The following is a 13,500-nucleotide window of genomic DNA, read 5'->3' on the forward strand; positions in this document are numbered from 1 at the left end:
CCCACTCCCTTCCACTCTCAACGTATAGCAGTAAGGGGGCCTTGCGGCAAGGCCCCCTTACTGCTGCACAATCGCTCGCCGAGACCAGAAGCTGCGGAAACGGGTGGTTCACGAAGTGTGTGCGGTGTTGTCGGTTCAGGAAAGATGCGGCGACGGCGGGCGGCCGGGCTCCGCTCCGAGGGTGCGGGTGTGCGCGCCGGCAGGCTGGGCGTGCGTGCCCGCAGAGCGGAGCCGGTGACATGACCTCTATGACCACCAGTGCGTTCGACCTCCCCGAGCGCCTCTCCCCCAAAGCCGATCCGGCACTGATCGCTGCCGACGAACGGCACTTCGCGGCCGTCGCGGAGAGCCTGGAGTCGGCGATCGCCGAACTCTCCGACCAGCTCGACGCCGAACGCAGGGCGCCCGGTGGCGTCGGGCGGGCGGCGATGGAGCGGGACACGGAGGTCCGCCGGCTGACCGGCAGGCTGCACGCCCTACGCCGCTACGGGCTGGACCTCTGTCTCGGACACCTCGTCCGTGCGGACGACCCCGAGCCGGTGTACATCGGGCGTCTCGGCCTCACCGACAGCGCAGGCAGGCGGCTGCTGCTCGACTGGCGCTCCCCCGCTGCCGAGCCGTTCTTCGCCGCGACCCACGCGAACGCGATGGGCCTGGCGAGCCGCCGGCGGTACCGCTGGACCGGCGGCCGGATCAGCGACTACTGGGACGAGGTGTTCACCGCGGACGGCCTCCAGGGGCACGCCGCGCTCGACGACCAGTCCGCCTTCATCGCCAGTCTGGGCAGTACCCGATCGGAGCGGATGCGGGACGTGCTCACCACCCTCCAGGCCGACCAGGACGCCATCGTCCGGGCCGGATCCCGCGGCGCGCTCGTGGTCGACGGTGGTCCGGGCACGGGGAAGACCGTCGTGGCCCTGCACCGCTCGGCCTACCTCCTCTACTCCGACCCGCGTCTCGGCCACCGGCGGGGCGGCGTGCTGTTCGTCGGTCCGCACCAGCCCTACCTGGCCTACGTCGCCGACGTCCTTCCCAGCCTGGGCGAGGAGGGCGTGCAGACCTGCACCCTGCGGGACCTCGTGGCCGAAGGGGCCGACGCGGTGCCCGAGGCGGACGCGTACGTGGCCGGCCTGAAGTCGTCCGCCGGCATGGTGAAGGCGATCGAGAAGGCGGTCAGCATCTACGAGGAGCCGCCCACCGAGGGGATGACGGTCTCGACCCCGTGGGCGGACGTGTGGTTGAGCGCCGAGGACTGGGCGGAGGCCTTCGACGCACCGGACCCCGGCACCTCGCACAACGAGGCACGCGAGGAGATCTGGGAGGAACTGCTCACCATCCTGCGGGACAAACACGACGGCGACATCCCGCCCGAGCAGTTCCGCAGGGCGCTGCTGCACGACACGGAACTGGTCGGGACCCTCCACCGGGCATGGCCGATGCTGGGGGCGACCGACCTCGTCTCGGACCTGTGGACGGTGCCCGCCTACCTGCGGCTGTGCGCTCCCTGGCTCAGCCGGGACGAGGTGCGCAGGCTCCAGCGCGCCGACGCCCAGGCCTGGACGGTGTCCGACCTTCCGCTGCTGGACGCGGCACGGCAACGGCTCGGCGACCCGGCGGTGGCCCGGCGCAAGCGCCGCCACGCCGCCGCCGTGGCCACCGAACGCGCGCGCATGGCCGACGTCATCAGCGACATCCTCGCCGCCGACACCGACGGGGAGGGTGCGGTGACGATGCTGCGCGGCAAGGACCTGCAGGACAGCCTGGTCGACGAGTCCGCGCTGCCCCGTACCGACCCGGACCGCCTCGCCGGCCCGTTCGCGCACGTCGTCGTCGACGAGGCGCAGGAACTGACCGACGCCGAATGGCAGATGCTGTTGCTGCGCTGCCCGTCCCGGAGCTTCACCGTCGTCGGGGACCGGGCCCAGGCCAGGCACGGGTTCACCGAGTCGTGGCGGGAACGGCTGGAGCGGGTCGGGCTCGGCCGGATCGAGGTGGCCTCCCTGAGCATCAACTACCGGACGCCGGAAGAGGTCATGGCCGAGGCCGAGCCCGCCATCCGGGCCGCGCTCCCGGACGCCAACGTGCCGACCTCGGTGCGCAGCAGCGGCCACCGGGTCGTCCACGGTACGGTCGCCGACCGGGACGCGGTGCTCGACACCTGGCTCGCCGCGCACCCCGACGGGATCGCCTGCGTCATCGGCGACCCGACGTTCCGGGCGAGGGACCGCGTCCGGTCGCTGAGCCCGGAGCTGGCCAAGGGCCTCGAGTTCGACCTGGTCGTCCTCGTCGACCCGGAGGCGTTCGGCGAGGGCGTGGCGGGGGCGGTGGACCGCTACGTGGCGATGACCCGGGCGACCCGGGAACTCGTCGTCCTCACACGTTCCTGAGGACGCCCGGGGCGCGGGCCCGCGTTCAGCCCCGGGTAGCCGGCGTCACCAGTTCCCGGGCCTGCTTCACGTCGATCGCCATGCGCTCCAGCAGGCCTTCGAGGGTGTCGAAGCGTTCCTGTCCGCGCAGGAAGGCGACGAAGTCCACGGCGACGTGCAGGCCGTAGAGGTCCAGTCCGACCCGGTCGATGGCGTAGGCCTCGACGGTGCGGGCGGTGCCGTCGAACTGGGGGTTGGTGCCGACGGAGATGGCCGCCGGCATGGCCTCGTCCTGGGCGTGCAGCCAGCCGGCGTAGACCCCGTCGGCGGGGACGGCGCTGTAGGGCAGCGTCTCGACGTTGGCCGTCGGGTAGCCCAGCTCGCGGCCCCGCTGGGCCCCGCGCACCACGACGCCCTCCACGCGGTGCGGCCGGCCGAGCACCTCGGCCGCGCCTGCCACGTCGCCCTCGGCGACCAGCCGGCGGACCAGGGTGGAGGAGTACGGCCGGCCCTCGCCGACGGTGCCGCGCTCGAAGCGGTCGACGACCTCGACCGTGAAGCCGTGCTGCTCGCCCAGTTCGGCCAGGGTGCCCACGTCGCCGGCGGCCTTGTGGCCGAACCGGAAGTTGGGTCCCTCGACGACGACTGCGGCGTGCAGCCGGTCGGCGAGCACCCTGGCGACGAACTCGGCCGGCTGGAGCTGGGAGAACTCCTTGGTGAACGGCAGGATCAGCACCGCGTCGACGCCGAGGTCGGCCGCCAGTTCGGCGCGGCGGTGGTGCGGGGCCAGCAGCGGCGGGTGGCTGCCGGGGCGCACGACCTCGCTGGGGTGCGGGTCGAAGGTGACGAGGACGGCGGGCACGCCCAGTTCGCGGGCGCGGGCCACCGCCCGTCCGATGATGACCTGGTGACCGCGGTGGACGCCGTCGAACGAGCCGATGGTGACGACGCTGCGTCCCCAGCCCTCGGGGATCTCTTCCAGTCCTCGCCAGCGCTGCACTGTGCCCGCTCCTCGCCGATGTCCGTCGCCACTACTGGCGCGCCTGTGTGCCGTTCCTAAGCCTGCCACGTGGTGCCGTGGGCCACGTAGCGGCCCCGGCCCACCGCAGTGCGGGCCCCGGCCTCACCCGGTGAACACCGCCAGGCTCCTCGCCCGGCCCGCGCGGTCCTCCACCAGCGCCAGGAACGTCCCGTCGGGGGCGAAGGCGGCGATGGGGGTGCCGGGGTTGCGGCGGGCTGCGGGCGGCAGCGGGACCCGGACGCCGTTGCTGAGGAGGCGGACCTCCTGGGCGCTGACGTCCCAGCGGGTGAACGCCGCGCCGGCGGCCTCCGCGAGCGGCATGACGGGCAGGCCGTCGCCCTCTGCGTCGTCCACCCGCTCCTGGAGCTGTTCCAGGGTGCGGGCCTGGTCGAGCCGGTAGGGGCCGACCCTGGTGCGGCGCAGCGCGGTGAGGTGGCCGCCGACGCCGAGGTCGGCGCCGAGGTCGCGGGCGAGTGCGCGGATGTAGGTTCCCGACGAGCAGACGACGGAGACCAGCAGGTCCGTGACCGGGCTGCCCTCGTCGGTCTCGGTCTCGTGGACGGAGTGGACCTGGAAGGAGGAGACGGTGACGGGCCGGGCGGGGATCTCCACGCTCTCGCCGTCACGGACCCGCTTGTAGGACCGCACCCCGTTGATCTTGATGGCGCTGACCTGCGAGGGAACCTGCTGGATGGCGCCGGTCAGCTTGGCGACACCGGCGTCGACCGCCGCCCGGTCCAGGCCGTGGGCGGGGGTGGTCGCGGTGATCTCGCCCTGGGCGTCGTCGGTCAGGCTGGACTGGCCGAGCCGGACGGTGCCGACGTACTCCTTCTCGGTGAGGGCGAGGTGCCCGAGGAGCTTGGTGGCCCGTTCCACCCCGATGACGAGGACGCCGGTGGCCATCGGGTCGAGCGTGCCGGCGTGGCCGACGCGTCGGGTGCGGGCCATGCCGCGCAGCTTGGCGACGACGTCGTGCGAGGTGAAGCCGGCCGGCTTGTCGACGATGACCAGGCCGTCCGGCCCGGTGTTCCTGCGCTTCATGCGGTGGTGGGGTCCTTGTGTGGGGTCTGCTGGGCGACGTGGGCGGACGCCGTCCCGGGCGGGGCGGCGTCCGCGTTCAGGCCTTCGTCAGTGCTCTTCGGTGTCGTCGGCGTCCTGGTCCTCGCCCGGCTTGCGGTACGGGTCCGCCTCGCCGGCGAACGTGGCGCCGGAGGACGCCTCCCGCACCTTGGCGTCGGAGGCGCGTGCCGCGTCGAGGAGGTCCTCGATGGTGCGGGCGTTCTCCGGCAGGGCGTCGGGGACGAAGGCGAGGGTCGGGGTGAACTTGGTCCCGGCCGCCCGGCCGACCTCGGAGCGCAGGATGCCCTTGGCGCTCTCCAGGCCCGCGGCGGCGTTCCGGCGGTCCTCGTCGTCGCCGTAGACGGTGTAGAAGATCGTCGCTTCCCGCAGGTCACCGGTCACCCTGGTGTCGGTGATGGTGACGTGCGTGCCGAGCCGCGGGTCCTTGACACCGCGCTGGAGCTTGCTCGCGACCACCTCCCTGATGAGGTCGGCCAGCCGCTTCGCCCGCGCATTGTCGGCCACTGGATACGTCTCCTTCGTGTTCTTTCCTCGGTTGTGCCACCGGCCGCCCGGCCCGTGGCCGTCGGCCGGCGTGGGCCGCCGGTCCCGGCTGCCCTGCCGGACCGTGCCGGGGCACGGTCCTCGCGCCGCCGGGGGCGGTGGGGCGCCCTCGGGGGGGGGCACCGTCCGCCCCGGCGGGCACGGGCGGCGGCGTCAGTCGTCGTCGCCGTGGATCCGCCGCCGTACGGACAGCAGATCCACTTCCGGACGCGCGGCGACCATGCGTTCGCAGCGGTCCAGTACGTCACTCAGGTGCCCCGTATCGCCGGAGACCATCGCCAGACCCAGCCGGGCCCTGCGGTGGAGGTCCTGGTCGCCGACCTCGGCCGCGCTCACCCCGTGCTTGCGCTGGAGCTCGGCGACGATCGGACGGACGACGGAGCGCTTCTCCTTCAGCGAGTGGACGTCGCCGAGGAGCAGGTCGAAGGACAGCGTCCCTACGTACATGGAAGATCGGGTAAGGCCACCCGGGGGGCACTAGAGGGTCCTGCCCCGGTCGCCACGGGCCCGTGGGCCCGGCACGCCCGAGGAGGGACCCCGGATGTCGTCCGCACACCGGACCGGTGGGCGAACGCAGGCTCGACAGTGAACCTACACGCAACGGCCGGGGCCGATCGACGGAGTTTTCCCGCCGCCCCGAGGGGCGGGCGGGAGCGCTCCGGCGACCGGCCCCGGACGGATCGCTGCGCGGTGCCCGGCCGCCCGCACCAGGCGGGCGACCGGACCGACCGACCGGGGTGGTCAGCCTCGCGGCTTCTCGCGCATCTCGTACGTCGCGATGACGTCGTCGACCTTGATGTCGTTGTAGCTGCCGAGGTTGATACCGCCCTCGAAGCCCTCGCGGATCTCGGTGACGTCGTCCTTGAAGCGGCGCAGACCCTCGATGTTGAGGTTCTCCGCCACGACCTTGCCGTCGCGCAGCAGGCGTGCCTTGGTGTTGCGCTTGACCTCGCCCGAGCGGATGAGGACACCGGCGATGTTGCCGAGCTTGGACGAGCGGAAGACCTCGCGGATCTCCGCGGTGCCGAGCTCGACCTCCTCGTACTCCGGCTTGAGCATGCCCTTCAGCGCCGCCTCGATCTCCTCGATCACCTGGTAGATGACCGAGTAGTAGCGGACGTCCACGCCCTCGCGCTCGGCCATCTGCGTCGCGCGCCCCTCGGCGCGGACGTTGAAGCCGATGACGATGGCGTCGGAACCGGTCGCCAGGTCGATGTCGGTCTCGGTGACCGCACCCACACCGCGGTGCAGGATGCGCAGGTCGACCTCTTCGCCGACGTCGAGCTGGAGCAGGGAGGACTCCAGGGCCTCCACCGAACCGGACGCGTCGCCCTTGATGATGAGGTTGAGCTGCTGGACCTCGCCGGCCTTGAGCACCTTGTCCAGGTCCTCCAGGGAGACCCTGCGGGTGCGCTTGGCGAAGGCGGCGTTGCGCTCACGCGCCGCGCGCTTCTCGGCGATCTGGCGGGCGGTGCGGTCCTCGTCGACGACGAGGAAGTTGTCACCCGCGCCGGGCACGTTGGTCAGACCGAGGACGAGGACCGGGGTCGAGGGACCCGCCTCCTCCACGTTGGCGCCCGTGTCGTCGAGCATGGCCCGCACGCGGCCGTAGGCGTCGCCCACGACCATCGTGTCGCCGACCCGCAGGGTGCCGCGCTGGACCAGCACGGTCGCCACGGCGCCGCGGCCGCGGTCGAGGTGGGCCTCGATCGCGATGCCCTGGGCGTCCTGCTCCGGGTTGGCGCGCAGGTCCAGGGAGGCGTCCGCGGTGAGGACCACGGCCTCCAGCAGCGCCTCGATGTTCTGGCCCTGGCGGGCGGAGATGTCGACGAACATGGTGTCGCCGCCGTACTCCTCGGCCACCAGGCCGTACTCGGTCAGCTGACCGCGGACCTTGGTCGGGTCGGCACCCTCGACGTCGATCTTGTTGACCGCGACGACGATCGGCACGTCGGCCGCCTTGGCGTGGTTCAGCGCCTCCACCGTCTGCGGCATGACGCCGTCGTTGGCGGCGACGACGAGGATCGCGATGTCGGTCGACTTCGCACCACGGGCACGCATGGCGGTGAACGCCTCGTGACCCGGGGTGTCGATGAAGGTGATCCGACGCTCCTCGTCGTTGACCTCGGTCGCGACCTGGTAGGCACCGATGTGCTGGGTGATGCCGCCGGCCTCGCCCGCGACCACGTTGGTCTTGCGGATCGCGTCCAGCAGGCGCGTCTTGCCGTGGTCGACGTGACCCATGACGGTCACGACCGGCGGACGCGCCATGAGCGCCTCTTCGCCGCCCTCGTTCTCGCCGAACTCGATGTCGAAGGACTCGAGCAGCTCGCGGTCCTCCTCCTCCGGGCTGACGACCTCGACGACGTAGTTCATCTCGTCGGCGAGGAGCTGGAGGGTCTCGTCGGAGACGGACTGGGTCGCGGTGACCATCTCGCCCAGGTTGAACATCACCTGGACCAGCGACGCCGGGTTGGCGTTGATCTTCTCCGCGAAGTCCGTGAGGGAGGCACCGCGCGACAGCCGGACCGTCTGGCCGTTGCCGCGAGGCAGCATCACACCGCCGATGGACGGTGCCTGCATCGCCTCGTACTCCTGGCGACGCTGCCGCTTGGACTTGCGACCGCGACGCGCGGGACCGCCGGGACGACCGAAGGCGCCCTGCGTGCCACCACGGCCACCGGGGCCGCCGGGACGACCGCCGAAGCCGGGACGGCCACCGCCGCCGCCGAAGCCGCCGCCACCACCGGGACGACCGGCGAAGCCGCCGCCGCCACCGGGACGACCGCCGCCACCACCGGGACGGCCGGCGAAGCCGCCGCCGCCACCGGGACGACCGCCGCCGCCCGGACGACCGCCACCCGCGGGACCGCGGCCACCGGGGCCGGGACGCGGGCCGGCAGCCGGACGCTGCGGCATCATGCCCGGGTTCGGACGGTTACCGCCGCCGGGACGCGGGCCAGCCGCGCCGCCCTGGGCGGGAGCCTGCGGCCGGGGCATACCCGCCGGGCTTGGACGGTTGCCGCCGGGAGCCTGGGGACGGGGACCGCCCTGGGCGCCGCCCTGCGGACGCGGGCCGCCGCCCTGGCCGGGGCCACCGGGACGCGGGGCGCCACCGGGACGGGGCGCCTGCGGGCGGCCCATGCCGGTCGAACCGCCGGTGCTGAAGGGGTTGTTGCCCGGACGCGGGCCGCCGGGGCGGGCGCCGGGACGGGGGGCGTTCTGGCCGGGGCGCGGGGCGTTGCCGCCGCGGCCCTGACCGCCCTGACCGCTCTGCGGGCCCGGACGGGCGCCGGGGCGCGGACCGGGCGTGGCACCCGGCTTGGGGCCGGACGGGGCCGGGGGCGTCGCCTGGCCGGAGGACGCCGCAGGCGCCGCGGGGGCCTGGAACTCGGGCTGCGCGGGGGCCGCCGGAGCCGGCTTGGGGCCGGGGCGCGCAGGGGTGGGACGCGGGCCCGGTGCGGGGCTCGCGGGGGTGCTCTCGGGGGTCGACGGCGCCGCGGGGGCGGCCGGACCCGGCTTGGGGGCGCCCGGCTTGGGAGCAGCCGGACGGGCCGACGGCGCTGCGGCCGACGGCGAGGGGGTGGAACCGCTGTCGCGCTTGGGCGCGGCGGAACCGGGGGACGGCGCCTTGCGCGGCGCCGAGGGCTTGGCGGAACGGCCACCGTTGCCGCTGCCCGCCTGGAACGCGTCCGTCAGCTTGCGTACCACCGGCGCCTCGATCGTCGAGGACGCCGAACGGACGAATTCGCCAAGTTCTTGGAGCTTGGCCATGACGACCTTGCTCTCGACTCCGAACTCCTTGGCGAGTTCGTATACCCGGACCTTAGCCACTTCGCTCCTTCTAGGTCCGGGGTGCTACCGGACCGTCGCTACTTCATGGGCGTACTCATCGCGTACTCATCGAGTGCTCATCGCAATCTCGACCTACTTCCGAACTCGCGAGGTACCTGACCGCACGGGGTTCCGTGCGTCGTGCTGTGTCGCCTGGGGGTCGACCGTCCCGACGTACCGGCTCAGGGCCGTCGTGTCGAACGGTCCCCGGTCTCGATAGGCCCTGGGGAACGCCCGGCGACGGATCGCCAGGTCGAGACAGGTCTGCGTGGGGTGCACGTAGGCACCCCGGCCGGGCAGCGTACCGCGCGGGTCGGGGGTGCACGCACCCTCGATCACCACAATGCGCAGCAAGTCGCCCTTGGCCGCTCGCTCCCGGCACCCCACACAGGTGCGCTCTGGGCATGCGCGGGCATGCGTCCGGCCAGACACGGATTAAGTCTACCTCCCCGCGCCGCTCTCACCTCTATGGGGTAATGCGCGAACGGCTGTACAGAATTCCTGGTGGTCACCGGGGTTTCCCGGCCGTCACCTCGGCGACGCCGCACCGTGGCGGGTTCGTCACCACGGACAGCCCCTGCTCCGCGCCGGGGCGCGGGCACGCCGTCACCGGTTGTGACCGCGGGACGACGGTCCCGTCACGCAGTGTTCCGGTGCGCCACGCGGGGCGGGCGGTTCGCGCCACCCGCCCTGCGGCGGCCGTCAGCCCTGGTCGGCGTCGCCCTGCTCGGCGTCGCCCTGCTCGGTGTCGGGGCGGATGTCGATGCGCCAGCCGGTGAGCCGGGCGGCGAGGCGGGCGTTCTGCCCCTCCTTGCCGATGGCGAGCGAGAGCTGGTAGTCGGGGACGGTGACCCGGGCGGACCGGGCGGCGAGGTCGACGACCTCCACCTTGTTCACCCGAGCCGGCGAGAGGGCGTTGGCCACCAGCTCGGCGGGCTCGTCGGACCAGTCGACGATGTCGATCTTCTCGCCGTTCAGCTCCGCCATCACGTTGCGCACCCGGCCGCCCATCGGGCCGATGCAGGCGCCCTTGGCGTTGAGGCCGGAGCGCGTGGAGCGCACCGCGATCTTGGTGCGGTGGCCGGCCTCGCGGGCGACGGCGGAGATCTCCACCGAGCCGTCGGCGATCTCCGGGACCTCCAGGGCGAAGAGCTTCTTCACCAGGTTCGGGTGGGTCCGCGAGAGGGTCACCGAGGGGCCTCGGACGCCCTTGGCGACGCGCACCACGTAGCTGCGCAGGCGGGTGCCGTGGGTGTACTTCTCACCCGGGACCTGCTCCTGCACCGGCAGGATGGCCTCCAAGCGGCCGATGTCGACCAGGACGTTCTTCGGGTCCTTGCCCTGCTGCACGACGCCGGTGACGACGTCGCCCTCGCGGCCCGCGTACTCGCCGAAGGTGACCTCCTCCTCCGCGTCGCGCAGCCGCTGCAGGATGACCTGCTTGGCGGTGGTGGCGGCAATGCGGCCGAAACCGGAGGGCGTGTCGTCGAACTCGCGGGGCTCGGGGCGCCGCTCCCCACCCTCGGTCTCGGGGAGCTCCTCGGGCTCCTCCTTCGCCCAGACCGTCACGTGGCCGGTCTTGCGGTCCAGCTCCACGCGTGCGCGGCGGCGGCTGCCCTCGGTGCGGTGGTACGCGATGAGGAGGGCCGACTCGATCGCCTCGACCAGCAGGTCGAAGGAGATCTCCTTCTCCCTCACCAGACCCCGCAGGGCACTCATGTCGATGTCCACGGCTACGCCTCCTTCTGACCCTCGTCGTGCTGCCGGGCGTCACGGGCCGCGGAGCCGTCGTCGTTGTGGGCTCTGTCCTGCTGCTTGCGGTTGAACTCGATCTCCACGCGCGCCTTGGCGATCTCGGGGAAACCGAGGCGGCGCGGGGTGGGCCTGCGGCCCTTGACCCCCGGCACCTCGACGTCGACACCTTCGTCGTCGACCTCGGTGATACGTGCGACCAGTTCCCCGCCCTCGTGCAGGTGGGCCCGCATCAGCCGGCCGACGGCGCGGCGGTAGTGCCGCGGCTCGGTCAGCGGCCGGTCGGCTCCGGGGGAGGTCACCTCAAGGGTGTAGGGCGTCTCGCCCATGGCGTCGGACTCGTCGAGCACCTGGGAGATCTCCCGGCTCAGGGCCGCGCACTCGTCCAGCTGGACGCCCTCGTCGGAGTCGACCACGACCCGCAGCACCCGGCGCTTGCCGGCGGGAGTCACCTCCACCTCTTCGAGATCGAGGTCGCGGGCGGCGACCAGCGGGTCGAGCAACCCGCGCAGCCTCTCGCTCTGGGTGGTGCTCATCCGGGTGACTCCTCGGCCGCGTGTGCTGTTGTGGGATGGTCGCGTGTCAGGTGCAAAGCCTATCGGTAGCGGCGGGGTACTGACGATTCGGTGTCCGGTCGCGGATACGCTCGCCTGAGATTGATCACTTGCGACCATTTCCGGTTCGAACTCTTGAGGAAGAGGACCGTGCCGAACCTGCCCCTCACCCGCAGAACCACCCTGGCCTCCGGGGCCGCCCTGGGGGTGGCGGCCCTGCTCGTCACGGGCTGCTCCGACACCTCGGCAAGGAAGGCGCGCCGCCAGGCCGCCACCGACTCCCGGCTGCGCACCAAGGCCGCGCAGGAGGGCCGCGCCCTGCTCACCCGCTACGACGCGACGATCGCCGCCCACCCCGCCCTGCGGGAGCGGCTTACCCCGCTGCGGGTCCAGGTCGCCCGGCACCTGGCGGCGCTGAGCACCTCCGAGTCCTCGCCGGCCGCGGGCGGCCCCTCCCCCTCCTCGGGCGGCGGGCGGGCGGCCGCCCCCGAGGTGCCCGGGGAGGAGAAGGCCGCCCGCGCCGCGCTGGCGGACGGCGAGCGGCGCACGGCCGACTCCCGCGCCGGCGCCCTCCTGGAGGCCTCCCCCACCCTCGCCCGGCTGCTGGCCTCGCTCGCCGGCGCCGGTGCGGCCCACGCCTTCCTGCTCGGAGAGGACGACTGATGCCGGCACCCGCGGAAGGCGGCGCGCCCACCGCCGAGATCGAGGCGGTCCAGGCCGCGCTGGAGGCCGAGCACGCCGCCGTCTACGGCTACGGCGTCGTCGGGGCCCGGGTCACGGGAGACCGCCGGGCCGCGGCCCAGCAGGCCTACGACGCCCACCGCGCCCGCCGGGACGCCCTCCACCGCCAGGTCGTCGACCTCGGCGGCACGCCCCGCGCGGCGGCGGCGGCCTACGCCCTGCCGTTCCCGGTGCCCGACGCCGCCGCCGCGGTCCGGCTGGCCGCCGAACTGGAGGACCGGGTCGCCGCGGTCTACGCCGACCTGGTGCGCGACGGCGGCAACGGCCGGCGCCGGGAGGCGGCGACCGCGCTGCGGGACTCGGCGGTGCGTGCGGTGCGCTGGCGCGGCAGCGGCCCGGCCTTCCCGGGGCTGGGTGAACGGTCGGCTCCCGGGGAACCCTCTGCCTCGCCGACGACGGGCTCGGGAACGCTGTGAGCCGGCAGCCCGCCCGTCCACCGCGACCCTCGACCGGCGCCGACGGTGCCCGGCCGGCCGTCGGCGGGTCGCGGCACGGGCCGGCCGGCAGGACGACGAACCGACAGGTGACCGCGGAAGGAACGGCGCAGGCATGGCAACCGCACCCCTCACACCCCCCGAGCGACTGGTGGGCACGGTGCGCCGCGACCCCCGGCCCGTCGTCCACCAGTGGCTGGAGGAACTCCCCGCCACGGTCGCGCGCCGGCTGGAGGACTGGCACCTGACGCCCGAGCGGGTACTGGAGCCGGGTGGGCGGCGCAGCCTGGTGGTGTACGTCCGGCAGGAGGACGGCACCCCGGCGACGCTGCGCCTCCCGCTGCCCGGTCGTGCCGCGCGGGAGGCCGCGGCGCTGGAGCGGTGGGACGGCTGGGGGTCGGTGCGGCTGCTGCGTGCGGACGTGCCGGAGGGCGCCCTGCTGCTGGAGCGGCTGCGCGGCGAGATCTCGCTGCGTTCGCTGGCCGAGGCGAAGGCGGTGCTGGAGGCGACGGGCACGCTGCGGCGGCTGTGGGTGGAGCCGGGGCCGGAGCACCCGTGGGAGACGGTGGCCGGCCGCACCGACCTGGAGATCGACGAGATCGGCGCCGCCGTCCCGCTGCTGCCGGTGGCGGGCCCGCTGCTCTCCGAGGCCGCCGACCTGCGGCGCGCGCTGGCCGCCGACGCTCCCGAGGAGGCGCTGCTGCACGGCGCCTTCCGGCAGGCGAAGGTGCTGGCCGGTGAGCGCGTGCCGTGGCTGGCGGTGGGGCCCGACCCGGTGGTCGGGGAGCACGCCTACGACCTGGCGGCCCTGGCCCTGGACCGGTTCGAGGACCTGCTGGCCGGTTCCGGGGTGGCCGCTGCCGCCCGTCGGCGTGTGGCGCGGCTGGCCGAGGCGCTGGACGTCGACCGTGACCGGCTGCGCGGCTGGACGCTGTTCCGCGCCGTGCACCAGGCGGTGCGCGAGGTGGTGCGCGGCGACGTGCCGCGCGGCGAGGCGCTGCTGGAGTTCGCCGGCGCGCTCTGAGGCGGGCCGGGGCCCTGTCCCTCCGGGCCCCGGACCGTCCCGTTCGCACCGAAGGCCTCCGGGCGGCCCGCCTCGCGCCCGCGACCCCGGACGGCTCCCGCGCGGGACCGGGCCGTGCGTGCCGCGCCCGCCGCCCCGGCTGCGCGGGGTC

At 73.9% G+C, this 13,500-nt stretch carries 12 protein-coding genes; 4 read left to right on the forward strand and 8 right to left on the reverse strand.

Translation table 11 applies throughout. The features are described 5' to 3' along the window. The first annotated feature begins 239 nt into the window (after window positions 1–239). Entirely contained in the window at window positions 240–2,387 is a 2,148-nt protein-coding gene (gene helR / locus ACFV3R_RS04875; RefSeq protein WP_385575607.1) for an RNA polymerase recycling motor ATPase HelR, read from the forward strand. 25 nt (window positions 2,388–2,412) lie between these two features. Here helR and ACFV3R_RS04880 read toward each other — a convergent pair whose 3' ends face one another. From ACFV3R_RS04880 to rimP, 8 genes are all read right to left on the reverse strand, one after another. After that, on the reverse strand, window positions 2,413–3,366 hold the full coding sequence (locus ACFV3R_RS04880; protein ID WP_385575610.1) for a bifunctional riboflavin kinase/FAD synthetase: 954 nt from the start codon (window positions 3,364–3,366) through the stop codon (window positions 2,413–2,415). A 123-nt stretch (window positions 3,367–3,489) separates the two neighbouring features. Next, the gene (gene truB, locus ACFV3R_RS04885; RefSeq protein WP_385575612.1) at window positions 3,490–4,428 is read right to left on the reverse strand and encodes a tRNA pseudouridine(55) synthase TruB; all 939 of its coding nucleotides are present in this window, start codon (window positions 4,426–4,428) and stop codon (window positions 3,490–3,492) included. A gap of 87 nt (window positions 4,429–4,515) precedes the next feature. Continuing rightward, window positions 4,516–4,971, reverse strand: coding sequence for a 30S ribosome-binding factor RbfA (gene rbfA / locus ACFV3R_RS04890; protein WP_385575614.1), 456 nt, complete (start codon window positions 4,969–4,971; stop codon window positions 4,516–4,518). A 192-nt stretch (window positions 4,972–5,163) separates the two neighbouring features. Then, the gene (locus ACFV3R_RS04895) at window positions 5,164–5,457 is read right to left on the reverse strand and encodes a DUF503 domain-containing protein (protein ID WP_385575617.1); all 294 of its coding nucleotides are present in this window, start codon (window positions 5,455–5,457) and stop codon (window positions 5,164–5,166) included. Window positions 5,458–5,751: 294 nt separating this feature from the next. Then, window positions 5,752–8,844, reverse strand: coding sequence for a translation initiation factor IF-2 (gene infB / locus ACFV3R_RS04900; protein ID WP_385575620.1), 3,093 nt, complete (start codon window positions 8,842–8,844; stop codon window positions 5,752–5,754). Window positions 8,845–8,937: 93 nt separating this feature from the next. Beyond that, a complete protein-coding gene (locus ACFV3R_RS04905; RefSeq protein ID WP_385575623.1) occupies window positions 8,938–9,276 on the reverse strand; it encodes a YlxR family protein in 339 nt (112 codons plus the stop codon). Between the two features lie 270 nt (window positions 9,277–9,546). Continuing rightward, window positions 9,547–10,575, reverse strand: coding sequence for a transcription termination factor NusA (gene nusA / locus ACFV3R_RS04910; protein ID WP_385575626.1), 1,029 nt, complete (start codon window positions 10,573–10,575; stop codon window positions 9,547–9,549). Between the two features lie 2 nt (window positions 10,576–10,577). Then, window positions 10,578–11,132, reverse strand: a complete 555-nt coding sequence (rimP, locus tag ACFV3R_RS04915) for a ribosome maturation factor RimP (RefSeq protein ID WP_385575629.1) — start codon at window positions 11,130–11,132, stop codon at window positions 10,578–10,580. 168 nt (window positions 11,133–11,300) lie between these two features. Between rimP and ACFV3R_RS04920 the strand changes: the two genes are divergently transcribed. The 3 genes from ACFV3R_RS04920 to ACFV3R_RS04930 all read left to right on the forward strand — a co-directional run bounded on the left by ACFV3R_RS04920 (window position 11,301) and on the right by ACFV3R_RS04930 (window position 13,349). Then, window positions 11,301–11,813, forward strand: coding sequence for a hypothetical protein (locus ACFV3R_RS04920; RefSeq protein WP_385575632.1), 513 nt, complete (start codon window positions 11,301–11,303; stop codon window positions 11,811–11,813). Further along, on the forward strand, window positions 11,813–12,307 hold the full coding sequence (locus ACFV3R_RS04925; RefSeq protein ID WP_385575635.1) for a ferritin-like domain-containing protein: 495 nt from the start codon (window positions 11,813–11,815) through the stop codon (window positions 12,305–12,307). Before ACFV3R_RS04920 ends, ACFV3R_RS04925 begins: the two co-directional genes overlap by 1 nt. 133 nt (window positions 12,308–12,440) lie before the next feature. Beyond that, a complete protein-coding gene (locus ACFV3R_RS04930) occupies window positions 12,441–13,349 on the forward strand; it encodes an aminoglycoside phosphotransferase family protein (protein WP_385575638.1) in 909 nt (302 codons plus the stop codon). The last annotated feature ends 151 nt before the right edge of the window (window positions 13,350–13,500 follow it).

This window comes from Streptomyces sp. NPDC059740 (assembly GCF_042733155.1).
Taxonomy (GTDB): domain Bacteria; phylum Actinomycetota; class Actinomycetes; order Streptomycetales; family Streptomycetaceae; genus Streptomyces.